We start from the raw sequence: 26,460 nt of genomic DNA on the forward strand, positions 1-26,460 counted from the left end.
GGCTAGCCTCCCTGCATGGGCGAGAGGATTTCGATCCGGTCGCCGTCGTTCAATTGGAATTCCGCCCGGCTGGCTTTGTGCACGAGGTCGTTGTTGACGGCGGTCGCGAGCCAATCGCCCTCATAGTCAAGCGCGGCAAGCAGCTCGGCCAGCGTGGTGGCGGCAACCTCATGCACTTTGCCGTTGACCATCAGTTTCATGAGCAAGCTCCTTGGTTCCGTCTTGATTGAAAACCAGGTCGGCAGCCTGGCGCGCCATGGCGGGAGCCAGGAGAAAACCGTGACGATAGAGCCCGTTGATCGCGATGATCTCACCGTTCGTTTCGGCGCGCGGCAAATTGTCGGGAAAGGCTGGACGGACGCCAACACCGGTTTCAACGATCTCGGCCTCGCCAAAGGCCGGATGGAGGGCATAGGCGGTACCCAGCAGCTCCAACATGGAGCGCGCCGTAACCGGTCCGGCGGACTGGCTTTCAATCATCGTCGCACCAACCATGAAACGGTGGTCGGTGCGCGGCACTGCATAGAGTGGAAAGCGCGGATGCAGCAGCCTGACCGGGCGCGACAGCGAGGTATCAGGGGTGCGCAGGATGAGCATTTCGCCGCGAACGCCGCGCAACCTGTCATCGGCGGCTGCCATTCCCGTGCAATCGATCTGACGATCGAAACCAAAAACATGCTGGGCGTCGGCGCCGAAGTGGAATTCGACACCCATGGCCGCGAGCTTGTCATGAAGCGCTGCCATCGCCTGGCGCGGATCGAGATGGCCCTCATCGGGAAAGAGCAATCCGCGGCGGAAGCGGCCGGCTAAGTCGGGCTCCAGCAAGGCAATTTCATCTTCCTCGACGCGCCGATAGCCCGTCGTGCGGCTGGCGAACCGGTCGAGCTCGCCCGCATCGCGCGGCGCGGCCACGACCAGCGTTCCGGTCCGCGTCACCTGGCCGGGCGTTGCGGCATCCCACCAGTCGGCGGCACCGCGCCCGAGATCCAGCACCGGCTGCTCGGCGCTTTCGCGCTCGCACCATGGCGCCAACATGCCGCCGGCGAACCACGACGCATTGCCCCCAAGGCCAGGCCTTGTCTCGGCAACGGAAACCGCCGCGCCGCGTGCGGCGAGCTCGAAGGCGGCGGTGAGGCCGGCAACGCCGGCCCCTTTGACCAGCACCTTCATGATGGCTCATGCGCCTGTGGCGAAAGCGGTGCGCCGGTCTCGTCCGCCGGCACGTAGAGATCGCCGCCCTCGCGGTATTTCGCCGCCATCGCCGCCATGCCCTCTTTCTGTGCCTCGGCGCGGATGTCGTGAGAGATACGCATGGAGCAGAATTTCGGTCCGCACATCGAGCAGAAATGCGCCACCTTGTGCGCCTCCTTGGGCAAGGTCTGGTCGTGGAAGGACCGCGCGGTTTCCGGGTCGAGCGACAGATTGAACTGGTCCTCCCAGCGGAACTCGAAGCGCGCGCGGGAAAGCGCATCATCCCTGACTTTCGCTGCCGGATGGCCCTTCGCCAGGTCGGCGGCGTGGGCGGCTATCTTGTAGGTGATCACGCCGATCTTGACGTCGCTGCGATCGGGAAGGCCGAGATGCTCCTTGGGCGTGACGTAGCAGAGCATGGCGGTGCCGAACCAGCCGATCATCGCGGCGCCAATGCCTGAGGTGATGTGGTCGTAGCCCGGCGCGATGTCGGTCGTCAGCGGTCCAAGCGTATAGAACGGCGCCTCGCCGCAGACAGCGAGCTGCTTGTCCATGTTCTGCTTGATCTTGTGCATCGGCACGTGGCCGGGGCCCTCGATCATCACCTGGCAATCCTTCGCCCAGGCGATCTGCGTCAGCTCGCCAAGCGTTTCCAACTCGGCGAACTGCGCCGCGTCGTTGGCATCGGCGATCGAGCCCGGACGAAGGCCGTCGCCGAGCGAGAAGGAGACGTCGTAGGCTCTGGCGATGTCGCAGATCTCGGCGAAATGCTCGTAGAGGAAGCTCTCCCGGTGATGGTGCAGGCACCATTTGGCCATGATCAAGCCGCCGCGCGAGACGATGCCCGTGACCCGGTCAACGGTCAGCGGGATGTAATGCAGCCGCACGCCGGCGTGGATGGTGAAATAGTCGACGCCCTGTTCGGCCTGTTCGATCAGCGTGTCGCGGTAGACCTCCCAGGTCAGATTCTCGGCAATGCCGTTGACCTTTTCGAGCGCCTGATAGAGCGGCACCGTGCCGATCGGCACCGGCGCATTACGCACGATCCATTCGCGGATGTTGTGGATGTTGCGGCCGGTCGAGAGGTCCATCACCGTGTCGGCGCCCCAGCGGATGGCCCAGACCATCTTTTCCACTTCCTCGGCCATCGACGAGGTGACCGCCGAGTTGCCAATATTGGCGTTGATCTTCACCAGGAAATTGCGGCCGATGATCATCGGCTCACTCTCGGGATGATTGATATTGGCGGGAATGATCGCGCGTCCGCGAGCCACCTCGTCGCGCACGAATTCCGGCGTCACGAAGTCTGGAATCGCCGCGCCGAAGGCTTCGCCGTCGCGCTCAAGCTGGCCGCGCAGCATCTCGCGGCCAAGGTTCTCGCGGATGGCGACGAACTCCATTTCAGGCGTGATGATGCCGGCGCGCGCATAGGCAATCTGGGTCACTGCCTTACCGGCCTTAGCTCTGAGCGGCCGGTTGCGTATGGGAAATTCCGGTGTCAGGCGCTCGCCAGTCGCAAATCCATTGTCTTCCGGCTGGACATGACGGCCGTCATAGGCTTCGACATCGCCGCGTGCCGTAATCCATTCATGGCGAAGCCGGGCCAGGCCTTTTTCGATACTGGTTTCGACAGTCGGGTCGGTATAGGGGCCGGACGGATCGTAGACGGTGATGGGCGGCTCGCCGGCCGTCGGGTGGACGGAGATTTCGCGCATCGGCACCTTGATGTGCGGATGGAGGACGCCAGACTTGTGGATTTTCCGTGAGGCAGCCAGCGGCCCTGTCGACACGGCGGGGGTGAGGGCATTCATCTTTAGGCTCCTTTGCTCATGCATTGGAGACCCAGTTCTGTGCCGGAAGGATGAAAAGACGCTTCTGTGGACCTGCCGAAACAGGACCTCGGGCGTGAACTCCCGCAGAGCGCTTGCACCGTCCCTACGCCAGTATGAACTGGATCAGGTTCAACGGGTCACTGCGCCGCGAAAGCCAGCAGTATCTCAGCCCCTTGCCGGGACTCCCCTGGTGAATGCCTCAGGTTGAACGGGCCGGCGCGGCTTTGTCAAGCGCATTTGGCCCGCCCACTGTCAAATCAACCAGGACCGCGTCGTCTTCTTGGCAATCTGGCATCTGCCCCTGCTCTGTTCCACATCCTATTTGGGTGCAAGGCCACCACTCAGCGGAACCCTCAGAGAAGGAAACCGTCCAGATTTGGCTAGTCTGCTCGACGATAAGTCCAGAGCTGTGCCGGCGGTATGTTGCGGACGACGAAGTCATAGTGGGAAACCACGTAACGGTCTGGCATCTTGATCACCGGCGACAGAGGTCCGTATGTGATCTGAATCACGGGCCGGCCGGCAGGAATACGGGCAAGCAGATCCTCAACCAGCGCGACACGCTGTTGCATTGGAAAGCTCAACAGCGGGACTGCACTTATAACACAATCGAACTGTTCACCTTTGCGCTCACCCAGCGCTTCGTCCAGCGCAAATGCGTCGCCCAATCTGAAGTCCACATTCGGAAAGCGTTGCACCAGGCCGTCGTAGAAAATCCTGGAATATTCGACTGAAACCAGCTGGCGCGGCTTGATTCCCCTGGCCAGGATCGCCTTTGTGATGACACCGGTTCCCGCGCCAAGCTCCAGAATCGGCAATCCTGACCGTGGGTTCACCACGCTTGCCATCCGGCGTGCCGCATAAACCGAAGTGGGAATAAGGGCTCCCACGCCCTTCTTGTCCTTCTGCCAGCCTTTGAAGAATTGGACTTCTTCCTCAAACCTTTTGCCGAGCCGCTCCTTCAGTCGCAAAATCATATCTTCTCCCTGCGTCAGCCGCTTACCCAACGTCATGAATTTGGCAAAGCGCGTTTTGGCCAATCTCGCCACCCTTTACAAGCCCGTTAAGACTGCTTGCCTGTCACGACGCGGTCAGCATGAATTGCCCATTAACGCACTTTCATGTTTGCTGGGCCTATGTTTCGCCCTCGCCTGCTGCCCGAAAAAAGTTTCCCGAGCTATGCGTATCTGCCCGGCAAATATCCGCATCCGGTGCGTGATCCCTTGGGCCACAGTTACCGATCAGATCCGGTGACCGTCGCCGTTGGCGAAGCGCTTGGCTCAGATGTGTTTCGATGGGGAATCGACCTTTTCAATCACGGCTACTACTGGGAAGCCCATGAAGCCTGGGAGCCTCTCTGGCAGGCTGCGAAACAAAGTGCTCAGCACCGCCTGTTCTTCAAGGGACTAATCCTGTTGGCGGCGGCCGGCGTGAAGATCCGTGAGGGAAAGCGGGTGGCTGCGGCGCGCCATGCGACAAGAGCTGCAGGGCTTTTTCGTCAGGTGGGGAGTCCGGGCGGCCTGTTTGAGAAAGCACTGGGAATGACACCTGCCGCGCTCGCTGAACATGCCCAAGCGATCGTAGCTTACCCGGTTGTTCTCCGGGAGCCAAAGTCTGCCGAGCCTGAGCCCGCCTTTAATTTCATACTCGCACCAGTATCCGAGAGCGTTTGATCGGCAATTCAGTGGTTCAAGTGTCCAGCTAGCTTTGTAGCAGGAAATGGGCTGTGAAAACCGCTCACCACCCGCATGCGTCACAAACAATAAGAGTGCAGTAATGTTTTATGGGCAACTCGCGGCCGCTTCGATGTCGATGGTCTTGAAGGTCGGGGGGCTGACCGGTCGCGCTCGTAGCCAATCGATTGATGACAGAGATGCCGGCCAGGCTTCAATGACGGGGATGGCGAAAAGCTGAGTGCTCGGGCTTGCGGGCCGAGCTTGTCGGCCGCTCGATGGAAAGTGTCATTTGAGGTGGGGTCTCGGCCGCGTGCAGCTGAAAGACACGCTCGTCCAGTTCCTTGTCCACTTCCGTCAGACGATGATTGAGGCGAAGGTAGTCCGTCCAGGTCGGCGTGCGAAACGTTTCTGTCCAATGCATAGGCTTCTGCAAGTTCCGCTGGAGCGTCCAGTTCCGAGCACCGACGCGGCTGTGTACATGGCGCCGCTGCCGCATGAGGTCGAGGAAGGCCTCGAGATTTCTCTCGGCTATCAGATATTCGACCTTGACCACGATCGGGCCGCTCCTCGGCTTCAAATTGAGAGAGACAGCTGGGGCATCGAATTCCTCCAAGGGATCGGGCTCGGAGTCGCGGCGCTCGCGAAGAGGAAAGAGAACGCCGGCTGCAGCGACGATCAACAGGGCTCCAGCGGAACCCTCTAGCGCCCAGGTCAGCGAATGGTTTTCGGCCACCGTGCCCCACACCCAGCTGCCTAGCGCGATGCCACCATCTATCAAAGCATAGTAGATCGAAATGGTGCGCCCCACGACCCAGCGCGGGCTCGCCAGCTGCACGCTCACACCAACCCCGGACCAGGCGGTGACCCAGCCCGCGCCGCCCAAGGCGAGTGCGATTGCCGCCACCGCAATCGAAGTTGTCAGTGCCAGGGAGAGAGAACACGCCGCGCAGGCCACGCAGGAAAGCCTCATCAGCCTTTCTTGCGACAAGCTCCGTCTGAACAGGCTGTTGGAGAGGCCGGCGAAGACGGCACCGGTCCCGAAGCCGGCCATGAGCGCGCCATAGGCAAGCGGGCCTCCTCCCAGCTGGTCGCGGACAACCACCGGCAGCAGCGCGAGTATGGCGATGCTCGCCAGGCCAAAGAGGGTTCCGCGCGCGATCGCTGCCTTGATCTCCGATGACATCGCCGTGAAGCGCAGCCCGTCATAAATTGCCGTCCTCATCGACTCGCGTGGAAGAGGGGAAGAACGAACCTTCCACTTGCACCGCCAAATGGTGGCCAAGGGTACGAAATAGGTGAGCGTGGTCAGGGCGAATGCCGCCATGAGGCCAAATGAGGCAACCACAATGCCGCCGAGCGCCGGGCCAACAGTCCGGACGGTGTTGAAGCCGACAGAAAGCAGGGTGACGGCAGCGGGAACATCGCGTCGATCCACGATATCGCCAACCGACGCTTGCCAGGCCGGATCATTGAGAGCACCGCCGCTTGCGATCAAGAAACTGAAGCCGAGGATCATCCACGGACTGACAAAGCCCAGCGCCACGGACGCCGTCAGCATCGCGGACGCAATCACCATAAGGCACCGACCGGCGAACATGACCCGGCGCCGGCTGAAATTATCGGCGAGAGCCCCGGCAAAGACGGACAAGACGAAAGCGGGCAGGTTCGATGAAGCCTGCACCAACGCAACCATCAGATCGGAAGTGGAGATCGTTGCCATCAGCCAGCTGATGGCGACAGTCTGCATCAACCAGCCGAGGCTTGAAACCTGCGTCGCGAGCCAGATCGAACGAAAGGTGGGCTGCAAAAGTGGCCCAAAGGTCGTTGGTGCAGCCAAATCTTCGTTTGATCCAGCCACCCTACTCATTTTGCGAACCTTTGCTTTCCGTTATTGTCGTTTCCCATGTAATCTAGGCTGAACCGTGGCGGCTGGAAGAATAGAGAGGAACTGTTTGCCTCCGACGAGTGCAGCACAGTTTCCTCGGCATTGAGGGTCGCGGCACGCGGGCGTGGGCCGGCTCACTCGCCTTCGAAGATGTCTTGTTAAGGTCGGATTCACTTGTCGCTTAACGCACCAGGCTTCATCAACGCGCACTTTGCCGAGCGATGCCTTTTCGCGAAACGCGACCCTGTTCTTTGTTGAAGACTCATTCATCAGCGGCTTTCGATGCGCTGCGTGTGGCTTAGGGAGAGTGAGGACGCTTGCAGATCTTCGACAGGATCGATTCACTGATAGGCGCAGACGATTGCCGGGCCGCGATCGAAGAGGCGCGCGCCTTGCTACTTCGATTCGAACAAAGGTCTGATGCGCTCACGCATGCGATAGACGACTTTCTGCTCGACCTGATAACGCTGGCTTTCATTGTTGAATGTTACGGACGCGGCTTTGAACTTTTGGCGCGAACGCTGGCCCGTAGAAGACTGGCAAAGGTCAGGCTTTTGTCGGAAGGGGTCGATTCCGCCAGAGAGAAATGACGCCCAAAGCTTGTTGCTAACCGGCTATCGCGCCGCGTTCCGCCACAGTGACGAAGGCAATTGACGACGTTCGACCACCAAAAAATAGGCGGAAAACCGGGGCCCTTTATGAGGCAGACTGGGTGCGGATTGTTCCGCGAATCTGAAAACTCTGGGTCCATTTCGTGGCGTCCGGCCGTCCGCTGGCCTTCATCGCGGCAATCGCCGCCCGCCGCCTCAGATGCCGCCCATGCAGAGGTACTTCATTTCAAGATAGTCTTCGAGGCCATGGCGGGAACCTTCCCGCCCGATGCCGGACTGTTTTATCCCACCGAAGGGCGCGGCTTCTGAGGACATGCGTCCTGTGTTGATCCCCACCATGCCATATTCCAGCGCCTCGGCCACACGCCAGACACGCTTCAGGTTCGAAGCATAGAAGTAGGCGGCGAGGCCGTATATCGTATCGTTGGCCTCACGCACGGCCTGATCAGCATCCTCGAAGCGGATAATCGGCGCCAAGGGTCCAAAGGTCTCTTCTTGCGCCAGGATCATTTCCCTTGAGACGTTGCTGAGGATCGTCGGCTGGAAAAAGTTGCCATTGCTGCCGATCCGGCCGCCGCCACATCGGATCGCGCCACCTTTGGCCAAGGCATCGGCAATGTGAAGTTCGACCTTGGCCAGTGCATGCCCGTCGATCAGCGGACCGATGGCGACACCTGGATCGAAGCCGTCGCCGACCTGAAGCTCACGGACACGCTCCACGAATTTGGCGACGAATTCGTCATGAACGCCCGACTGGACGTAAAGCCGGTTGGCGGAAACGCAGGTCTGGCCGGCATTGCGAAACTTGGCCTGGATCGCGCCGTCGACGGCAGCATCGACGTCGGCATCATCAAAGACGATGAAAGGCGCATTGCCACCCAACTCTAGACCGACTTTCTTTATCTGGTCCGAGCACTGGCGCATGAGCAATCGGCCGACCTCGGTCGAACCGGTGAAACTGATCTTGCGGACCTTGGGGTTGAAGCAGAGTTCGCGGCCGACCGTATCGCCTTCGGAGGCGTAGATGAGGTTGACGACGCCTTCGGGAAACCCGGCAAGGTGGGCCAGAGCAAACATTGCACCTGCCACCAGGGGCGTCTGTTCAGCAGGTTTGAGCACAATAGTGCAGCCGGCGGCGAGAGCCGGCGAAATCTTGCGCGCAACCATTGAAGCCGGAAAGTTCCAGGGCGTAATCGTACCGACGACGCCGATCGGCTGTTTGATAACCAGCATGCGACGGTCTGCAGAGGGCGCCGAGATCGTCTCGCCGTAGATGCGGTTGGCCTCTTCGGCGTACCATTGCAGATACGCGGCCGCATGCGCCACCTCAGACTTCGCTTCGGCGAGCGGCTTGCCCATTTCCGCGGTGAGAATGGCGGCAAGATCATCGGTGTGATCGACGATCAGTTGGTGCCAACGCCAGAGGATGTCGCTGCGCTCGCGCGCGGTCAGTGCGGCCCATTCAGGTTGCGCCACGCAGGCTTTGTCGATCGCCGTGCGCGTCTCCTCAACACCCATGTCGGGCAATTCCGCCAGCACCTCGCCGGTCGAAGGGTTTGATACCTCGAAGGTCCGCTCACTTGCTGGGGTGCCAAGAGCCGGCACCCGGTCAATGGCTCCGAACAGCTCGCGCGACTTCAGGTGGCGAAGCAGTGGCTCGTACAGGGGCAAACCCGTATCCTCCTCGATGCGTGTTTAAACGCGACGTATTTTGGATTTATCCGCGCGCCTCAGCTATCGCATAGGGCCTGGGTGAAGGGCCACTAGGCCCACTCGGTTCCACTCTGGGCATCGACCCATATCGTTTGAGGCTCGCGCAGACGAAGTCACCCTGCCGCGCTGTCAAATACTCCAACTGATCGTTGCGGCCAACCGCTCAAGGTTGGATCGTGTGAGCTGAAGCTGCACAGGGCTAATCGCAGCGCGGGGCTATCCCTGATCTACGATCTTGATTTGACGATAAGAGCGTTCCTTGCGCACCATCTCGTACGATTCGATGTAGGCCATCCCAAGAAGGTATCCCAGCAAGTGCAGTTTGTGAGAGGCTGCCACGAGATGCAGTTCTTTGAGATTGGCACTGATGAAGGCAAGTGCCTCGCCACGGTTGGTAACCAGTCCCTTCTTTTTCATAGCACGAACCCTGCTGCCACAATTGACCCCACCTTGATTGAGCGCGATTTTATCAGTTCAGATGCTTTCCGACGCAGGCTTCGACCGGCATATCCATGCCGATGTCGAGGATCGGCGCGCTGTGCGTAAGCCACCCAACAGAAATGAGATCGACTCCCGTTGCCGCGATGGCTGGTGCCGTTGACGGCGTTATGCGCCCCGAGGCCTCGGTGGTCGCGCGGCCGTCGACCATTGCGACCGCCCGGGTGAGTTGCTTGACGGACATATTGTCCAGCAGGACGGCGTCCACCCCGGTGGCTAGTGCGATCTCGAGCTGGTCCAGTGTGTCGACCTCGACCTCAACCTTGACCATATGCCCAACGGCGGCGCGCGCCCGCTCAATGGCCGTGCGGATGTCGCCGGCAATGGCGATGTGATTGTCCTTGATGAGCACCGCATCATCGAGCCCGAAGCGGTGGTTGGCGCCGCCGCCAGCGCGCACGGCATATTTTTCCAGCGCGCGTAGGCCCGGAGTCGTCTTTCGCGTACACACGATCCTTGCTTTTTGTCCACGCACCGCCTCGACGATCTCGGCTGTTGCCGTCGCAATGCCGCTGAGATGGCAGAGAAAATTGAGCGCTGTACGCTCGGCCGCAAGCATGCCACGCGCCGGTCCACTCACCGTTGCAATGGTCTCACCCGCCGCGACCTTGCTGCCGTCCAGGCGTCCAAAACGTATGTCGATCGACGGATCAACAAGCATGAAAGCGTAGGCTACCAGATCAAGACCGGCAAGAACGCCAGACTGCCGCGTTCTGAAGGCAAAGGTGGCCTTGCAGTCAAAGGGCACAATCGCATCGCTGGTAAGATCGCCGGCTTTGCCCAGATCCTCCAGAAGAGCGCTCCGCACGATCGGTTCGATTACGATACCCGGAAGAGGTGGAGGTGACGTCATCAGGCACTCCGTTCCGCGGGCCGCAGACTAAGTTCGGCCGCAACCGTCATTGCTGAGGCGAGGGTCAAGCGCGAAGACCGGGCCTGCGCGCTGCGTGTGGGGAAGTCCGACCTGTAATGCGAGCCACGGCTTTCCTCGCGCCGAAGCGCTGCAATGGCGATCATCAGCGCGACCAAGGCGGGATCGGAAGCGGCAGTGTTGCGAACCGCGATCGGCAGCAGCGTTTCCACGGTGTCGGATAGTGCTTGCCGGTCCCGTATAACACCGAGCCCATTAGAGACCGCGTGGCGAACGGAGGAGGGGTCGGGCCGCGGGGGTGCGGTTGCGACAAGCCTTGGCCACTGCCAGCCTGCAGGAGCGGCAGCTACGCTTTGCGCGACCCACAACGAGGTCGTCACGGCCTCGGTCAGCGAGTTGCTGGCAAGCCGGTTCGCCCCGTGCAGACCGGTGCAGGCAACCTCACCGCAAGCCCACAAACCTGGCACCGTGCTGCGGCCCGCGGCATCCACGGCCACGCCGCCCATGTGATAGTGTGCCGCTGGGCGAACCGGGATGGGCTCGACTGCCGGATCGATTCCGGCGTCCCGGCAATGCCGGGCAACAGCTGGGAAGCGCTTGGCGAACTTCTGGCCGAGGGACTGCCGGGCATCAAGGTAAACACGATGTCCGGTGCCAAGCTGGTGCCACACGGCACGCGCCACGACATCGCGGGATGCGAGTTCGCCGCCAAGCGTGTTGGACAGAAAGCGGTGCCCACGCTCATTGATCAGGACTGCGCCTTCGCCGCGGACCGCTTCGCTCACCAACGGCATAGGCCGCTGCGAAACGTCGAGCGCCGTCGGGTGGAACTGGATAAATTCCAGATCGGCGAGTTCTGCACCAGCGCAGGCGGCGAGCGCCAGGCCGTGCCCGAATGAGCCGGCCGGATTGGTCGTGTCTCTGAACAGGGCGCCGATACCGCCGCTCGCAAGAACCACGCGGCGCGTCGGAAATATAATCGCCTGTCCACCTTTTGCCGCCACAACGCCGCTGACCGCACCATTTTCCACAATGAGCCGGCGGGCTTCCATGCCTTCCAGAATTGTGATCGAAGGCGTTCGCCTCACAGCGATGATGAGCGCGCGTACAAGCTCGCGGCCCGTAGAGTCTCCCCCGGCATGGACGATCCGGCGACGGGAATGCGCTGCCTCGAGCCCGAGCCGCAGTGTCCCGTCCCACGAGCAGTCGAAGGCGACGCCCAGGTCCATCAAATTCTCGATGGCTCGATCTGCCGCATTCAAAACGCGTCTGACCACACTCTCGTCGCAGAGGCTATCACCTGCAGCAAGCGTGTCTGCAAGATGCAGGTCTGGACTGTCGTCAGCGCCGAGGCTTGCCGCCAACCCGCCTTGCGCGAGTGTGCTGGAGGCTTCGGTCCCGAGCCGCGTCGGGGACAGAAGGTAAACGGGATGCGGCGCCAGATGAAGCGCGGTCATCAGCCCGGCAACGCCAGCGCCGATGATCACAGGCGCTCCCCTGATGTCGCCGACCTCTGGCGTCATACGGCAAGCATCCGCTCGACAGCGCGCCGGGCCCGATCCACGACTGGAGGATCGATGGTGACGACGTGGCGGGTTTCTTCCAGCGCCGTGCGAATGTTTGCGAGCGTGATACGCTTCATGTGCGGACAGAGATTGCAGGGCCGCACGAACTCGACGTCGGGGTGCTCGATGGCGACGTTGTCGCTCATTGAGCACTCGGTCATCAACACGACGCGCGCAGGCTTGTGGCGTCCGACGAAATCCGACATCGCCGCCGTCGAACCGGCGAAATCCGCAACCGCGACAACTTCCGGCGGGCATTCGGGATGGGCAAGCACGGTAACGCCAGGATAGGCATCGCGCAGCTCGCGAATGTCGGCTGGCGTGAAGCGCTCATGCACTTCGCAATGGCCCGTCCAGGCGATGATCTCGACCGAAGTCTGTGCCGCGATATTTCTGGCCAGGTATTCGTCGGGCAGCATGATCACCCGCTGCACGCCGAGCGAGTCGATTACCGCCAACGCGTTGCCAGAGGTGCAGCAGATGTCCGACTCGGCCTTCACGGCTGCGGACGTGTTGACGTAGGTCACGACCGGCACGCCAGGGTAGCGTTGCCGCATCAGCCGCACATCGTCCGCCGTGATCGAGTCCGCCAGCGAGCAGCCGGCGCCAAGATCCGGAATGAGCACCGTCTTGTCCGGATTGAGGAGCTTCGCCGTCTCGGCCATGAAATGCACGCCGGCGAGCACGATGATGTCCGCATCGATGGTCATTGCCTTGCGGGCCAGCGCCAGGCTGTCGCCGACGATATCGGCGACGCAGTGGAAAATCTCGGGTGTTTGATAGTTGTGGGCCAGGATGACAGCGTTGCGATCGCGCTTTAGCGCCAGAATGGCGTCGACGTCGTCGCTGAAAGCCGTCCATTCCACTGGGGGGATGATGCGCTGGACGCGCTGATACAGGGACGTGGCCGAAGGTATCGTCCCGCTCACCGGCGCCTCCCGTTTATAATCCATTCGACTATAAGGGGTATATATCTAGGTCGACTATAAGCGTGTCAACCCCGAGCCAGCGGCAATTTTGTCCCCGCCACGGCAGTTTCGTCGAGCACGGCACGGCGGAACTGATAGAGCTTGGCCGGGCGGCCACCCGTATCCAGGGACGTCTCGCCAGTCTGCTCGACCAGTTCTTGCTGCTCTATGAGCCGGCGAAAGTTGGGCTTGTTGATCAGCCGGCCTGCCAGGGCTTCCACGTTCCGTTGCAGCTGCAGCAGCGTAAACACCGGCGGCATCAGCTCGAAGACAACTGGCCGGTATTTGATCTTCGAGCGCAAGCGCGCAAGGCCGGTCGCCAGGATGCGGCGATGGTCGGCAATCATTGCAGTTCCGGCTGTTGAGTCGGATGCGACCGAACGACGGTCGCGGGTGGCCTCCGCCACCAAACCGGCCTCGTAAAGCAACTCATAGCGCTTGAGCGCCAACTCTTCATTCCAGGAGCGGTCCTCGAACGCGAAAGCAATGGCAGCCCGCCGCCGCCGCTCACTGCGCGTCGCGGTTTGCTCGGCATCGGCCGCCCAGGCAAGCAGACGCGGCTTCAGAACATCCGCAATCAGTTTCGGCACTCCGAGGCGGTGGTCCTCCCACGGAAAATAATCGTACCAGCTCCGCCAGGCGCAGGTGGATGCGCCGGTGGCATGTTCCTTCCGGGTCAAAGCGAGATAGCTGATGGAAATAACGCGCTGCTGACGCCCGTCATCTGCGCGGTCGCGATCAGCGAAGGTATAGAGCTGCTCAATATAGCCGAGGGGATGACCAGTCTGCTGCTCGACCCATGCCCTTAGACCTGACTGCAGCGATCGATGCTCCAGCGCGAACGGCCCCGAGGGCAGGCAATCCCCCTGCCCGATGGTGAGGACCGCTGGTTCACCGTCATTGACGGACACGACAACGGCAATCAGCTCCGCTTCGACTTGCTTAGCCTTGGCGGCGGCCCTACCATTCCGTGTTGCTTTTGGGCGATCGTCCATGGTTGCCTGGGTTGGGCAGAGTTCCGTAAGAAGCTTCTCAATCGATTTAGGCAGCGTGTAGCAGGCTCTTTGGCCTGTCAACACCACACTCACCGTAAAGGCCTAGACCTTCGGTCTACACAAGAGTCTCGCAAACGCGAAACCGCTCGGCAGTGACGCAAGGGAAGTGGACTGGGCGCGAGATTAAGAACCCGCTTTCGCACTCGTGCGCATTCGAAGCGGCGTCGCAGCTTGCGGAATAAATAGTCAGCAAATTATTGTGCACTGCAATTTCTTCTTCGCATCTGCACAAATTTGTGGCAGATGGCTTCGGGTTGACGTTAGGTGAGGGAAGTCGGTGAGCGCAACGCGAGCAATCAGGGCCCTGACCCCACCGGACATTGCGACACGCAAGGGTGGGACGCCGCTGGTCTGTCTGACTGCCTATACAACGCCCATTGCACAACTGGTCGATGCTCACTGCGATGTCGTGCTTGTCGGGGACAGCGTCGGCATGGTGCTTCACGGCCTGCCTTCGACGCTCGGCGTTACGCTTGAGATGATGATCATGCACGGCCAGGCGGTGCGGCGAGGCCTGGAACGGGCGCTGATGGTCGTTGACATGCCGTTCGGCACCTATGAGGAAAGTCCTGGGCAGGCCTTTGACAATGCCGCCCGCGTGATGGCGCAAACCGGCTGCGCGGCGGTCAAGCTCGAAGGCGGCGAAAGCATGGCCGCGACGATGCGCTTTCTTGCTGCGCGTGGCGTGCCGGTGATGGCTCATGTCGGCCTGACGCCGCAGGCGGTCAATGCATTCGGCGGCTACCGCGTCCAGGGGCGAGGCGACGATGCTGACCGCATCCAGCGTGACGCGGTCGCGGTCGCCGAAGCTGGCGCCTTCGCGGTCGTGCTGGAGAAGATCCCTGAAGCCCTGGCGCGGCGGATCACGCAGGAGATTGCAATCCCGACCATCGGCATTGGCGCCTCGCCGGCCTGCGACGGCCAGATCCTGGTCGTTGACGACATGCTGGGCCTGTTCGGCGCCTTTCGTCCAAAGTTCGTCAAGCGATACGCCGAGCTGGGCGAGGCGGCTTCCGCGGCAATCTCGGCCTACTCGCACGACGTTCGTGAGCGCCGCTTTCCAGCGGCAGAACACGTGTTCGGCGACGAGCCGAAGACCTGAAAAGAGGAGATCCAACGTGGGCATTCCCATTATTCGGACAGTTGCTGAACTGCGCAGCATAGTAGCCGTGTGGCGCCGGGATGGTTTGAAGGTGGGGGTCGTACCGACCATGGGAGCTCTCCACGAGGGTCACCTCAGCCTGGTGCGTGCCGCCCTCGCAAAGGCCGATCGGGTGATCGTGACGCTCTTTGTCAACCCCAAGCAGTTCAACAGCCCTGCGGATCTGATCGCCTATCCGCGCACCGAGTATGACGATGCCGTCAAACTGGCGCCGCTCGGCGCCCACATCCTCTACGCCCCGGACGCCGCGGATGTGTATCCGCAAGGCTTTGCCACGACGGTCTCGGTGAGCGCGGTGAGCGAGGGGCTTTGCGGCGCGTCCCGGCCTGGCCATTTCGACGGGGTGGCGACCGTCGTCACCAAGCTTTTTCTCCAGACCGGTGCCGATATGGCATTCTTTGGCGAAAAGGATTTCCAGCAACTGCACGTGGTGCGGCGGCTTGTTCGCGATCTCGACATCCCGATCGACATCATCGCGAGCCCGACGGTCCGCGAAGACGATGGCCTGGCGATGTCGTCGCGCAACGCACGGCTGTCGGCGGCCGAACGGAGCGCAGCACCCCGCCTGGCCGAAATCCTGTTCGAGACAGCCCGACGGCTGAACCGCGACCACTGCATCGATCGCGTGCTCGACGAAGCACGACAGGCCATCCTTGCTGCGGGATTTTCGCAGGTCGAGTATCTTGAGTTGCGCGCGGACGAGGACCTCGCCATCATCGCCGCCCCGAGCCGACCGGCGCGACTGCTCGTTGCCGCCTGGCTTGGCCAGACGCGGCTCATCGACAATGCCGAGGTGTGGTCGCCAGGCTCGGTACGAGGTTTCGTGCAGGCCGTCGTCGCAGCGTGATGTTCTTCGCTCCTCTCCCAGCAAGCAAGGAGCGCCTCCAGGGTTATGGTCGCGAGCGCCGGGCGCTGCCGCATTGGGATGTGCCGTGCACACCGCCGGCAAAAATCCGCAGGCAGTGGGCGCCTGAGTTGCTGCCCCCTAGACGCCGATCACGAGCGCGCCGCCGGTCAGCCCGGCGCCGGCCGCGGCGAGCAGAAGCCTTTCGCCCGGCGCAAGCGGGTTGGCCTGATGGGAGAGGGACAGCGACAGAGCAATTGTCGCGGCAGAGGAATTGCCGAACTCCGCAATGCTTCTCACCACCTTCTCAGGGTCAATATCGAGTTTGTCGGCCACGGCATCGAGAATGCGGGCGTTGGCCTGGTGTGGAACAAACCGATCCACGGCCTGAGCTGAAACGTTCGCTATTTCCAGCGCCTCGGCCGAACAGCGCGTCATCATCTCGACCGCCTTGGCGAACACGGCGCGTCCATCGGCGATTGTCATGCGGGTCTCGGCTATGTCGAAATCTCCGGCAAACGGCCGGCTGCTGCCGCCTGCCGGGATCTGAATCAGGCCATAACCGGACCCGTCGGAATCCAGCGAAGCGCCGAGGACACCGTGATGCGGGTCGGACGACGGGACCAGCAAAAGCGCGCCTGCCGCGTCGGCGAACAGCACCGCGCTGGCGCGTTCGGCCGGGTTGATGCGGCGGCTCAGAATGTTGGCGGCGATGACCAGCGCCGGCTTGCCGTGGGTGCGCACGAAGGCGTCGGCGAAGGTAAGCGCATAAACGAAACCGGCGCAGGCGCCGGCAAGATCGACCGCGCCGGCATGAGCAAGGCCCAAACGGTGCGCGATTAACGGCGCACTTGGCGGCAGCAGATGATCGGGCGTCGATGTTGCCAGCAGCAGAAGGCCGACCGCGGCCCGGTCGATCGCAGCCATGTCCAGCGCCATATCTCCCGCATTCCCGGCCAGGCCCGACAAGGTGTCGGAGGGCTCCGCCCAGCGGCGGGACCGGATGCCGGTCCGCCTCTCAATCCAGCCGGCCTCCAGGCCAAGCGAGGCTTCAATCTCGGCATTCGGCACGACCCGCGCCGGCGCGTGGTGGCCGAACCCAACGATTTTCGCGCCTCGGATCATCGGGCTTGCCCAACAAGGTCGGCGGCCTGGTCAATTGTGTCATGCAGGCGACCAAGCTCGCTGGCGCTTACGCAATAGGGCGGCAGGAGATAAATCACATTGCCGAGTGGGCGTACCAGGAGATCGCGCTCAAGGAAGAAAGCGCGCAGCTTCGGGCCGATTTCAGCCAGGTAGCCGGAGTTGGCGACCGCCAGTTCGAAGGCGGCAATCGTGCCAGTCACCCGGACATCGGCGAAGCGGGAATCTTCGGCAAAGCGGCGAGCCCCTTCGGCTTGCAGTCGCGACAGGGTTGTGACGCGATCGATGACCGGCTCATCGCGCCAGACAGCTATGTTGGCAAGTGCGGCCGCGCAGGCGATCGGATTGGCGGTATAGGAGCTCGAATGAAAGAAGGTGCGACTGCGGTCCGGCGAATAGAAGGCCAGAAAGATGGCGTCAGTGGCGAGCGTGGCGGCAAGCGGGATCGCGCCGCCGGTCAGCCCTTTCGACGTGCACAATATGTCAGGCGCAATGCCAGCCTGCTCGCAGGCAAACAGCGTGCCTGTCCGCCCCCAGCCGGTCATCACCTCATCGGCGATGAACAACGTCCCTGAGGCCTCGGCGATACGTTTCAGTTCCGCAAGAATGCGGCGCGAATACATCCGCATGCCGCCGGCGCCCAGGACCAGCGGTTCGACGATCAGCGCCGCCGCCTTGCGATCACGGCTGAACGCCTCGAAGGCGTCGAGCGTTTCCTGCTCGCGGCCCTTGACCGGGAAAGGGATGCTGTCGACGTCAAAGAGCAGGGGTTCGTAGGCGGCGTTGAAGACGCCGCGGGCCCCGACGCTCATCGTCCCGATCGTGTCGCCGTGATAGCTCGATTCCATCACAACGATACGCGAGCGCGGCGCGCCGATGTTGCGGAAATAGCCGAGCGCCATTTTGAGCGCCACTTCGACACTGGTTGAGCCGCTGTCGGAATAGAAGACCCAGTCCAGACCCTTCGGCGCCAGGCCGATGAGCGCGCTCGCCAGCTCTTCGGCCGGCGCGTGGGTGAGACCGGCGAATATGATCTGGTCGAGCGTTTCGGCAGTTGAGCGGATTGCCTCGACGATCGCCGGATGGCGATGGCCGTGGGTCACCACCCACCATGAGGATATCGCGTCGAGGATACGCCTTCCGTCATCCGTCTGCAGGTATGCGCCTTCGGTCCGAACGATCTTCGGCAGAGCCGGTTCGACGGCGTGCTGGGTAAAGGGATGCCAGACGGCTGAGCGGCTCATAGGCTGGCCTGCTGAAAAGGCGCCATGTCGAAATGCGCTGCCATGGCCGACAGGAGAGTGTCGGGCCCCAGCAAATCGAGGAAAGGCAAGCGGCCAAGCACACGCACCTTGCCGATCGCAGCGATGGTGCATTCCGTGTCGGGCATAGGGTCGCCGATGAATGCGACGCCCAAAAGCGGAATGTCGCGGCGGCGCAGCGCCTCGATCGAGAGAAGCGTGTGGTTGATCGTGCCGAGAGCCGTGCGCGCACAAAGCACGACCGGCGCGCGCCAGCGGGCGAACACATCGATGAACAGGACGTTGCGGTTGAGCGGCACCATGAGACCGCCGGCTGCCTCGACGATCAGCGGGCGCGCCGTTATGGGCAGAACGAGGCGGTCGGGATCGATCAAAACGCCATCGAGTTCGGCGGCACGATGCGGCGAGAGCGGTCGGACCAGCCGCCAGGCTTCCGGGACGATCCGCTCTGGGGGAAGCTCCGCGAGTCTTACTACCGTCTGGGTATCGGTTTCGCCATCGAGCCCCGACTGCACCGGTTTCCAGTAGGCGCCGTTTAGCAGCCTGGCCAGACCGGCCGCAACAACCGTCTTGCCGATGCCGGTGTCCGTGCCGGTGATGACGAAGGTTTGATTCATGCCGCCATTCGCTCCCATTCCTCTGCCAGTGCCTTGATCATGGCAGCGACGTCAGCCTGCTCGACATTGAGCGTCAGTGAAATCCTGAGCCGGGCAGTGCCCTCGGGCACCGTCGGCGGGCGGATACCGCGCACATCGAAACCGCGCGCCTGCAGCGCGCTGGCGAGCGCCATGGCGCGGGCGTTTTCGCCGACGATGACCGGAAGGATCTGCGAGCCGCTCGGCGCGACCCCGCAGCGGACTTCGATCTCCCGGCCGGCGAAGGCGACGAGTGCTGCCAGCCGCTCGCGGCGCTCGGGTTCGTCACGCAGGATGGCCAGCGCCTCGGTTGCTGCGACCGCCATGAGCGGCGAGGGGGCGGTGGCATAGATGAAGGGCCGGCAACGGTTGATGAGATAGTCGCACAAGACGGTGGATCCGGTGACCAGCGCACCGGAGGCGCCAAGCGCTTTGCCGCAAGTGTGCAGCACGACAACATTGTCGCCGCCTTCGAGGTCGTGCGCAAGGCCGCGTCCGTCGCGACCATACACCCCTGTGGCATGCGCCTCGTCGATCAGCAGGAATGCGTCGTGTCGGTCGCCAAGTGCTGCCAGATCGGCCAGGGGCGCGCGGTCGCCATCCATGGAATAGAGGCTCTCGACCACGATCCAGGGGCGACCCGTGCCGCCCGAACGCCGCCAGGTCAAGATGGCGTCTTCGAAGCCGCCGATGTCATTATGTGGGACCTCCGCCACCGCCGCCCGGCCAGCCCGCGCGCCCTCATGGGCGCTGGCATGGATGAGTGCGTCAAGGACGACGAGATCGCCCTTTTGCGGAAGTGTGGTCAGGACGGCGAAATTGGCGACATAGCCCCCACTGAAGAAAAGCGCACGTTTGGCACCGAAGAAACGTGCCGCCTCGGCTTCGAGGGTCTCGTGCTCGGGTCCATTGCCGCGCAACAGGCGAGACCCCGTGGCGCCGATCGGCGTGCCGGCTGCGAGTGCTGCTGCGACGGCTTTGGCCAGGCGCGGCGAGGCTGCCAGGCCGAGATAATCATTGGAGGCGAAATCAAGGCCAGCCCGCGGCGACAGCGCGCGCAAACGGTTCTTGCGCGCGAGCCCGCTCAGCGTCGTCTCATAGCGGTCGAGTAAGCCCCCTGCGCTCACCGGGCGGAAAGCTCCATCGGTTCAATACCGAGCTTGCGAAAGAGCGCAGTGTCCTTATCCTCACTCGGATTGTCCGCCGTCAGCAGCGTATCGCCGACAAAGACGGAATTGGCGCCGGCAAAGAAGCACAGTGCCTGCATCTCCTCGCTCATTGCCGTGCGGCCAGCCGACAGGCGCACATAAGATTGCGGCATCAGGATACGAGCGAGCGCAATCGTTCGGACGAATTCGAGCGGCTCTATCGGCCGCTCATGACCAAGCGGCGTGCCTTCGATCGGGATCAGCATGTTGATCGGGACGCTGTCGGGCGGCTCCGGCAGATTGGCGAGCGTCACCAGCATGTCCACGCGGTCGACCGGTTCCTCGCCCATGCCGACGATGCCGCCGCAGCAGACTTTGATGCCGCTGTCGCGGACATTGGCCAACGTTTCGAGCCGGTCAGTGAACGAGCGCGTCGTGATGACTTCGCTGTAGTAGCGCTCGGACGTATCGATGTTGTGATTGTAGTAATCGAGGCCCGCTGTCTTTAGCTGCTGCGCCTGCTCAACATCGAGCATGCCTAGCGTCATGCAGGTTTCCATGCCGAGCGCCTTGACCCCTTCCACCATGGCGACCACGACCTCCATGTCGCGCGCCTTGGGGCTACGCCAAGCCGCGCCCATGCAATAGCGCGTCGCACCCGTATCGCGGGCCTTGCGGGCTTCCTCGATGACGCGTTCGACCGCCATCAGCTTCGAGGCCTTCAATCCGGAGTTGTGATGCGCGGACTGGCTGCAATAACCACAATCCTCGGGGCAGCCGCCGGTCTTGATGCTCAGCAGCCGGCTGAGCTGAACGCGATTGGGATCAAAGTTCGCACGATGAACGCAATGTGCGCGAAACAACAGTTCGTTGAAGGGAGACTCGTAGAGGGCGCGGGCTTCGGCTTGGCTCCACAGGCGGCGGCTTCTGGCAGCTCCCCTATCTGCGGTCGAACCTTCCGTGGGCGAAACAAGCGTCATGATTTCCCCTATCCCTGAGCAGGCCCGCGCTGTTTACAGCAGGCGGTGGGTTTTTCCAGCCAAATCTGAAATTCACCGCGGGTCAAAATGTCATTTCCCTCGCAGCCAGCATAATGGGCCCAAGAACCGACCGAGGCGTGGTGTCGGCAGGACGCGGGCGCATTTGCTCGACTTGGCCTTGAGGACCCTGCCGGTTCGGCTCCTTGCCGGTGTGTCCAGAACAATCCTAATCAAGCTGGTAACATCTCATTCAGCCGGACTGTCTATAGCAACAATATGACGCCGCGCAGCAAACGTATTCTGGGCAAATCTACAGTCGTGACGATTATTGCAGTCGTCGCGACTTTCGGGCTGTCGTTCACGGCAAGACTTGGCCTGCAGATGCCGATCGACTGGCTGAGTTGGGTGGAATGCACCTTCATCCCGATTCTCATCGGACTGCCCGTCAGCGCCTTTATTTTCACCCAGGCTGAAACGATCCAGGAAACATGTGACAAGTTGGAGAAATCATACACAGCCCTGAGAGAGGCGCACGACAGGCTCACCTTCGTATCCAGTCACGACCCGATGACAGGCCTTCTCAGTCGCGGTGAATTTATCGCAAGGATGGACAGAAAGCGTGACGAAGGTGAATGCGACACACTGCTCCTGATCGATCCGGATCACTTCTCCTTGATCAACGACCAACACGGCCATTCCAAAGGTGACGAGGCTTTGGTTCGAATTGCAAAGGCGCTCGTTTATCTGACACGCCCGGGAGACTCGATCGGTCGTCTTGGCGGAGAAGAGTTTGGTGTGTTGTTACGCAGCGCGCGTAAAGAACAGGCAGCTACCATCGCGGAAAACATACGCCGTCTTGTCGAGGCGGGCCCGATGGCGAAAGGCCAACAGGACGGCGTGAAAGTGACTGTCAGCATCGGCGGCGCGGAAATCTCTCCCGATGCAGATGCTCAAGACGTCCTTCGCACCGCCGGACGATGCCTTTTTGAAGCGAAACAGCGTGGACGAAATCGTGTTTCGTTCGACTATGAATCGGCCAAATTGCGGGCCGTGACGCCATAACCCAGTTTGGGCCCAGCCTGACGCGGGCAGAGTGTTGCCTGATGGGGCCTGCTTTCGGCCTGCCCATCTGCACGACCAGCCCCAGCCACATCACAAGCCGCACAGCCTTGCGGGCCGTTTTTCCTGTAGACGGCATTGTTGGAGCCGTCTCCCAAGTGACACAAAAAAACCCGCCCCATTGTCTGGAGCAGGCCTTTGTGTGCGCGGTACTCAGAACCTTGCCGCTACGCGAAAGATAGAAGCGAATGGTAAACACCGACTGAAGGTCAGTGGCGCTTTGATGGCCTTTGGCTAGGTTCCGGCCCTCGCCAGCCGACAAATGCTCGCGAGTTGACAGGTCAATGCAGGCCGAACTCGCGCAATTCGTCCCCTCGCGATAGCGCACAAACCGGCTTTCGCTGCGCTCGCGCGGCCGCGGGAAGTCAACGGCGATGAGAAGCCACGCCGCCCTTTTCCCAGCACCCTGTCGGCGAGATAGATCGCCTAACTCGAGTTCGTGGGGAACGATGACCATGGATCGGCAGCCACTCCCTGCTTTCCATCCAGCTCCGCCACGCGGCAAGCTGGATTGATCTTAGGTTCGGTTGACAGCCGCTCATTGGCCGACGCACCCGGCGTATGGCTGCCCAGCAATTGCACAGGGTCGCGGTGTTGTCTTAACTGACCGGTCGTGACGCCATCCGAACAATGTTGCAATTGTTTCTTTGCTGCGTCTAATTTAATGCCTTGAGATGAACCGGCCTGGCACAACGGCCAAGCCACACTGCAATTGTTACGAAGGAATGCGTAGATATGGCGACCGGGACCGTGAAGTGGTTCAACAGCACCAAGGGATTTGGATTTATCCAGCCCGACAACGGTGGTCAGGACGTCTTCGTCCACATTTCCGCTGTCGAACGAGCGGGCCTCTCGACCCTCGCTGATGGGCAGAAGATCAACTACGAGATTGAACAGGACCGCCGGACTGGCAAGTCCTCCGCGGGCAATCTCAGCAAAGCTGGTTGATTTCAGCTGACTCCCTTAAGAGCCGGACGGACGCGGCAGGCCGGGATGGCCGGCCGACCGTTCGATACGAGCGATAGCACATGGCTAACCTCACCCTTTGGCAACAGATGGCTGCCAAGGGGTGCGAGTTGGCTTAGCAACCCAGGCTTTTGGATGTGCGTTGGCCCGAATACCTGGCCTTGCTCTCTGTCTTGGGTCCGAAAAAACGGATGCGGGAAAGGCGCAGCACACTTACGTCGACGGCGAAGCTCGATCGGCGATCAGGCTGAGACCTTCTTGCGGCTCCGCTTCGTCGGCTCAGGCGCTTCCGGCTCTTTCGGTTTGCGGCCGAGCCCCATCGTCTTGGCCAACGCCGAGCGCGTGGCAGCGTAGTTCGGCGCGACCATGGGATAATCCGCCGGCAGGCCCCATTTGGCGCGATATTCATCCGGCGTCAGCCCGTGCTGGGTCGACAGATGGCGCTTCAGCGACTTGAATTTCTTACCGTCCTCAAGGGAGATGATGTAGTCCGGTGTCACCGATTTCTTGATCGGGACTGCAGGCTTGAGAGCCTCCGGCTCTGCTGCGGAGACGCTTCCGGCCGTGCCTTTCAGTGCTGCGTGCACTTGGCCGATCAGGGCAGGGAGATCGCCCACCGGGACCGGATTGTTGGAGACATAGGCTGAGACCACATCAGCGGTGAGCTCGATGAGGGCGTCGATTGTGTTGTCGGCATCTTCTGCCATGAAAACTCTCCGGGGTAGCTTGAAAGACAGTCGGCGAAGTGTTGCTTCATAGTGGTGGTTGTCGGTGGAAGCAATAATTCCCCGACAGGACTTTGCGTGCTGCGATAGACAGCGATCCCGACTTTGCGCGCGTATTGATCCGGTGGTCAGACCCGGTCCTGATCGAGCGGCCGCTGCTCTCCACTCGATGAGGAGGGGATAATCGTAAATAATTTCCACGCCCCCCGCCGGGTACCACAGCACAAATTTGGTTTCGAGGCGGTCCCCCTTAAGCAGCGGCGCGGCGTGCAGTGTCTAGTGCTGCGCTGGTGGGGTCGCCCGACGACGTCGGTCGCATATTGTGGAAGAATTGACGGTTCTTCGATTGCTTACCGGAAAGGCGGGTCTGCAACGTCGTAGATATCCGATTTGGCCAGTTCATGCACGCGAGATCCTCGATCTCATCGAGAAGCCGACTCTCCTGCTGACGGTTGTCGAGTCAAGCAGATGAAAGGCGGGTGTTCCCCCCGGCGCCAGGACTCGTTGCTTGCTGCCAGCTGCACAAATCCCGGACACCACTGCGATGGCTGAAGCTCTGCTCCCCCAGTCACTTTGGAAGCCGTCGAGGGCTACGATCAATTTGGACCTCAGTCGCTGCGTAGAATTTTCGCTTCTAACGCCGCTGCAACGAAAGCCCGTCTCGCTGCCGGTGTCTGGGCTTCTCCACGCAAAACCTGAAGACATGCATCCATAGCCAGTTTTCGCTTCTTCGTCTGATGAGGGAAACTCCGCAGCAGGATCGAGGCTGCGTCGTTCACATCGAATATGACGCGCTCACGGTCATGCCGGCCAACTTGCACCACCACGGGCCGGGCGAACCTGCTCGACATGCAATTACACTCTCAGTTCCGACCATGACACGATTTTCGCGTATCATGACGTTGGGGACAATTTATACATTTCTGACTAGGGCCAGAACAGAACTGGCAGTTGCCCAATCAAGCAGGCCGCTATGTTCCGGCCTTGTTGCGCAAGAAAGCACAGCGGAATTCTGTCGCGTCCGGAAGGTGAAGCGGCGGGTGCCAGCCTTGACGCGGCCGCTGCCGCAATGATGACGCTGCTAATGCGCGCGGTGCCGGGAGAGGAAGAGGGCGGGCGGGCCGCGGTGGCGGGTGAAGGTCCGGGAGAGAGTCTCCCGGCGCCCGCCGAGGAGCGACACCCATGACCCAGATGGAAATTCACACGCCCACGCGCAACGAGCGTGCCGGTTACAAGGTCGACGTCAGCCGCGGCCAGCGTATTGGCCGCGTGTCGTCAGAATGGTTCAACCGGCCGGCGGACGAGCGATACCTGTCGCTCAACGACCTTGGAAATGCGGTGAAGAGCCGGTCGGAGCGCAGCAAGACCCGCATCGTGGAAAGTGAGCTCATCCGCGTCGAGGCCAGCCGCGACGATCCGGAGCGCCTGAGGCTAATGCTGCCCGATGCGCCTGCCCCTGTTGCCCCAACGCATTGGAGTTTTGGGCAACTCGCCAGCCTGGTCGGCGCACCGGCCACCTATCTGCGGCAGCTTCCAGCCCCGCTCGCCGCGATCAATCTCCAGCACGGTCTCCTCAACCACCGCGCCGAGCAGGTGAAGACGCTGGAAATCGAGAACGGACGCCTCGAGCTGCGAGCGGTAACAGGCCCTGATTACGGCAGAATATTTGACTCCGAGCTGGTGGACGCCGTGCAAAAGATTGCCGGCAACGGTACCGGCGACACGCGCTGGAAAGTGCCCGGCGTGCTCGACTGGTCAACGGGATTCTACAATCCGCACGTCGATATCTCCAGCGACACCACGACGCTCTACGCGTCTGATCGCGATATCTTCGTGTTCCTCGTTGACGACCTGAATCCGATCGAGGCCGGGCGGCTGCCGAATGGGGAACCGGATCTCTATTTCCGCGGCTTCTATTGCTGGAATTCCGAAGTCGGAGCCCGCACCCTCGGCATGGCCAGCTTCTATCTACGCGCAGTGTGCCAGAATCGTAATTTATGGGGCGTCGAAGATTTTGAGGAAATCACCATCCGCCATTCAAAATACGCGGCCTCCCGTTTTGCCCTGGAAGCCGAACCGGCCCTGATCCAGTTTGCCGATTCCTCGCCCATGCCGTTCGTCAACGGCATCAAGACGGCGCGGCAAAGGATCGTTGCCAGAGACGAAGACGATCGCCAGGGCTTCCTGCGCAAGCGCGGCTTCTCCAAGTCCGAGACCACAAAGATCATCGATACTGTTCTCATGGAGGAAGGCAGACCACCGGAATCGATCTTTGATTTCGTGCAGGGCATCACGCGGGTCGCGCGCGACAAGTCGCATCAGGATGTCCGCCTGGACATGGAGGGCAAAGCCAAGAAGCTTCTCGATTTCGCCGCCTGATCCTGGAGGCCGGCAGCGAAAACTTCGTTGCCGGCCTCGCCTGCGGGCCGTCTCCATCAATCCCAGCGCGGTCCTCCGGAGCAAGACGGCGGCGCTTTTTTTTCGTGGGAGAACCCGGTGAAGCCAACATGCTGGAGGCCCCTCCGGCGGCTTGGTCGCGTCGAGATCCGCGAGCCGGGGCCGGGTCGGCGTGAGGCCTGGAGGCAGAGGGGGGAGGGGAGGGTTTTTGACG

Annotated in this window: 25 protein-coding genes and 1 riboswitch; of the genes, 7 read left to right on the forward strand and 18 right to left on the reverse strand. The window is 61.7% G+C overall.

Going from position 1 to position 26,460, the window contains the following annotated elements; genetic code table 11:
• Positions 1-2: 2 nt before the first annotated feature.
• The 4 genes from thiS to pmtA all read right to left on the reverse strand — a co-directional run bounded on the left by thiS (position 3) and on the right by pmtA (position 4,000).
• Positions 3-200 (reverse strand): sulfur carrier protein ThiS, encoded by a 198-nt coding sequence (gene thiS, locus NKH13_RS24340; RefSeq protein WP_023679205.1) that lies wholly within the window; start codon positions 198-200, stop codon positions 3-5.
• Entirely contained in the window at positions 169-1,170 is a 1,002-nt protein-coding gene (thiO, locus tag NKH13_RS24345) for a glycine oxidase ThiO (RefSeq protein WP_352853587.1), read from the reverse strand. Before thiO ends, thiS begins: the two co-directional genes overlap by 32 nt.
• Positions 1,167-3,002 carry a phosphomethylpyrimidine synthase ThiC gene (gene thiC / locus NKH13_RS24350; RefSeq protein WP_352914907.1) on the reverse strand — a complete coding sequence of 612 codons (1,836 nt, stop codon included), beginning with the start codon at positions 3,000-3,002 and terminating at the stop codon, positions 1,167-1,169. Before thiC ends, thiO begins: the two co-directional genes overlap by 4 nt.
• A 103-nt stretch (positions 3,003-3,105) precedes the next feature.
• A riboswitch (TPP riboswitch) is annotated at positions 3,106-3,222 on the reverse strand.
• A 181-nt stretch (positions 3,223-3,403) separates the two neighbouring features.
• Entirely contained in the window at positions 3,404-4,000 is a 597-nt protein-coding gene (pmtA, locus tag NKH13_RS24355; RefSeq protein ID WP_352914972.1) for a phospholipid N-methyltransferase PmtA, read from the reverse strand.
• Between the two features lie 159 nt (positions 4,001-4,159).
• Between pmtA and NKH13_RS24360 the strand changes: the two genes are divergently transcribed.
• On the forward strand, positions 4,160-4,696 hold the full coding sequence (locus NKH13_RS24360; protein ID WP_352914909.1) for a DUF309 domain-containing protein: 537 nt from the start codon (positions 4,160-4,162) through the stop codon (positions 4,694-4,696).
• A 214-nt stretch (positions 4,697-4,910) separates the two neighbouring features.
• Here the strand turns inward: NKH13_RS24360 and NKH13_RS24365 are convergent, their stop codons facing one another.
• Positions 4,911-6,566, reverse strand: coding sequence for an MFS transporter (locus NKH13_RS24365; protein WP_352914911.1), 1,656 nt, complete (start codon positions 6,564-6,566; stop codon positions 4,911-4,913).
• 335 nt (positions 6,567-6,901) lie between these two features.
• On the opposite strand from NKH13_RS24365, the gene NKH13_RS24370 reads away from it, so the two are divergent.
• On the forward strand, positions 6,902-7,174 hold the full coding sequence (locus tag NKH13_RS24370) for a hypothetical protein (RefSeq protein WP_023762395.1): 273 nt from the start codon (positions 6,902-6,904) through the stop codon (positions 7,172-7,174).
• A 216-nt stretch (positions 7,175-7,390) separates the two neighbouring features.
• Here the strand turns inward: NKH13_RS24370 and NKH13_RS24375 are convergent, their stop codons facing one another.
• The 6 genes from NKH13_RS24375 to NKH13_RS24400 all read right to left on the reverse strand — a co-directional run bounded on the left by NKH13_RS24375 (position 7,391) and on the right by NKH13_RS24400 (position 13,805).
• Positions 7,391-8,866: an NAD-dependent succinate-semialdehyde dehydrogenase gene (locus tag NKH13_RS24375; RefSeq protein WP_352914913.1), complete on the reverse strand. Its 1,476-nt coding sequence runs from the start codon at positions 8,864-8,866 to the stop codon at positions 7,391-7,393.
• 258 nt (positions 8,867-9,124) lie between these two features.
• On the reverse strand, positions 9,125-9,325 hold the full coding sequence (locus tag NKH13_RS24380) for a hypothetical protein (protein ID WP_352783658.1): 201 nt from the start codon (positions 9,323-9,325) through the stop codon (positions 9,125-9,127).
• Positions 9,326-9,377: 52 nt separating this feature from the next.
• Positions 9,378-10,259: a carboxylating nicotinate-nucleotide diphosphorylase gene (nadC, locus tag NKH13_RS24385; protein ID WP_352914916.1), complete on the reverse strand. Its 882-nt coding sequence runs from the start codon at positions 10,257-10,259 to the stop codon at positions 9,378-9,380.
• Positions 10,259-11,800, reverse strand: coding sequence for an L-aspartate oxidase (locus NKH13_RS24390; protein WP_352914919.1), 1,542 nt, complete (start codon positions 11,798-11,800; stop codon positions 10,259-10,261). The genes nadC and NKH13_RS24390 overlap by 1 nt, the downstream gene beginning before the upstream one ends.
• Positions 11,797-12,771 carry a quinolinate synthase NadA gene (gene nadA / locus NKH13_RS24395; RefSeq protein WP_352914922.1) on the reverse strand — a complete coding sequence of 325 codons (975 nt, stop codon included), beginning with the start codon at positions 12,769-12,771 and terminating at the stop codon, positions 11,797-11,799. The genes NKH13_RS24390 and nadA overlap by 4 nt, the downstream gene beginning before the upstream one ends.
• A gap of 65 nt (positions 12,772-12,836) precedes the next feature.
• Positions 12,837-13,805, reverse strand: a complete 969-nt coding sequence (locus NKH13_RS24400) for an NUDIX hydrolase (protein WP_352914924.1) — start codon at positions 13,803-13,805, stop codon at positions 12,837-12,839.
• Positions 13,806-14,142: 337 nt separating this feature from the next.
• Between NKH13_RS24400 and panB the strand changes: the two genes are divergently transcribed.
• Positions 14,143-14,967 carry a 3-methyl-2-oxobutanoate hydroxymethyltransferase gene (panB, locus tag NKH13_RS24405; RefSeq protein ID WP_352914926.1) on the forward strand — a complete coding sequence of 275 codons (825 nt, stop codon included), beginning with the start codon at positions 14,143-14,145 and terminating at the stop codon, positions 14,965-14,967.
• A 16-nt stretch (positions 14,968-14,983) separates the two neighbouring features.
• The gene (gene panC, locus NKH13_RS24410; RefSeq protein ID WP_352914928.1) at positions 14,984-15,874 is read left to right on the forward strand and encodes a pantoate--beta-alanine ligase; all 891 of its coding nucleotides are present in this window, start codon (positions 14,984-14,986) and stop codon (positions 15,872-15,874) included.
• 138 nt (positions 15,875-16,012) lie between these two features.
• On the opposite strand, the gene bioZ is transcribed toward panC, so the two are convergent.
• From bioZ to bioB, 5 genes are read right to left on the reverse strand one after another with little or no spacing between them, the layout of a single operon-like run.
• Positions 16,013-16,996 (reverse strand): 3-oxopimeloyl-[acyl-carrier-protein] synthase BioZ, encoded by a 984-nt coding sequence (gene bioZ / locus NKH13_RS24415; RefSeq protein ID WP_352914930.1) that lies wholly within the window; start codon positions 16,994-16,996, stop codon positions 16,013-16,015.
• Positions 16,993-18,258, reverse strand: coding sequence for an adenosylmethionine--8-amino-7-oxononanoate transaminase (locus NKH13_RS24420; RefSeq protein WP_352914932.1), 1,266 nt, complete (start codon positions 18,256-18,258; stop codon positions 16,993-16,995). The genes bioZ and NKH13_RS24420 overlap by 4 nt, the downstream gene beginning before the upstream one ends.
• The gene (gene bioD, locus NKH13_RS24425; protein ID WP_352914933.1) at positions 18,255-18,893 is read right to left on the reverse strand and encodes a dethiobiotin synthase; all 639 of its coding nucleotides are present in this window, start codon (positions 18,891-18,893) and stop codon (positions 18,255-18,257) included. Before bioD ends, NKH13_RS24420 begins: the two co-directional genes overlap by 4 nt.
• Positions 18,890-20,038, reverse strand: a complete 1,149-nt coding sequence (locus tag NKH13_RS24430; protein ID WP_352914936.1) for an 8-amino-7-oxononanoate synthase — start codon at positions 20,036-20,038, stop codon at positions 18,890-18,892. The genes bioD and NKH13_RS24430 overlap by 4 nt, the downstream gene beginning before the upstream one ends.
• Entirely contained in the window at positions 20,035-21,039 is a 1,005-nt protein-coding gene (gene bioB / locus NKH13_RS24435) for a biotin synthase BioB (RefSeq protein ID WP_352914938.1), read from the reverse strand. The genes NKH13_RS24430 and bioB overlap by 4 nt, the downstream gene beginning before the upstream one ends.
• A 276-nt stretch (positions 21,040-21,315) precedes the next feature.
• Between bioB and NKH13_RS24440 the strand changes: the two genes are divergently transcribed.
• Together NKH13_RS24440 and NKH13_RS24445 are read left to right on the forward strand one after the other, a co-directional pair.
• The gene (locus tag NKH13_RS24440) at positions 21,316-22,101 is read left to right on the forward strand and encodes a GGDEF domain-containing protein (protein ID WP_352914940.1); all 786 of its coding nucleotides are present in this window, start codon (positions 21,316-21,318) and stop codon (positions 22,099-22,101) included.
• 792 nt (positions 22,102-22,893) lie between these two features.
• Positions 22,894-23,106: a cold-shock protein gene (locus NKH13_RS24445; protein ID WP_027038889.1), complete on the forward strand. Its 213-nt coding sequence runs from the start codon at positions 22,894-22,896 to the stop codon at positions 23,104-23,106.
• 260 nt (positions 23,107-23,366) lie between these two features.
• Here NKH13_RS24445 and NKH13_RS24450 read toward each other — a convergent pair whose 3' ends face one another.
• Both NKH13_RS24450 and NKH13_RS24455 read right to left on the reverse strand, forming a co-directional pair.
• Positions 23,367-23,831 carry a Ros/MucR family transcriptional regulator gene (locus NKH13_RS24450; RefSeq protein WP_352658621.1) on the reverse strand — a complete coding sequence of 155 codons (465 nt, stop codon included), beginning with the start codon at positions 23,829-23,831 and terminating at the stop codon, positions 23,367-23,369.
• Between the two features lie 626 nt (positions 23,832-24,457).
• A complete protein-coding gene (locus NKH13_RS24455) occupies positions 24,458-24,700 on the reverse strand; it encodes a DUF982 domain-containing protein (protein ID WP_352700127.1) in 243 nt (80 codons plus the stop codon).
• A gap of 331 nt (positions 24,701-25,031) precedes the next feature.
• Between NKH13_RS24455 and NKH13_RS24460 the strand changes: the two genes are divergently transcribed.
• Positions 25,032-26,228 carry a DUF932 domain-containing protein gene (locus tag NKH13_RS24460; protein WP_352914945.1) on the forward strand — a complete coding sequence of 399 codons (1,197 nt, stop codon included), beginning with the start codon at positions 25,032-25,034 and terminating at the stop codon, positions 26,226-26,228.
• Positions 26,229-26,460 lie beyond the last annotated feature (232 nt).

This window comes from Mesorhizobium sp. M1348, assembly GCF_040317925.1.
GTDB lineage: Bacteria > Pseudomonadota > Alphaproteobacteria > Rhizobiales > Rhizobiaceae > Mesorhizobium.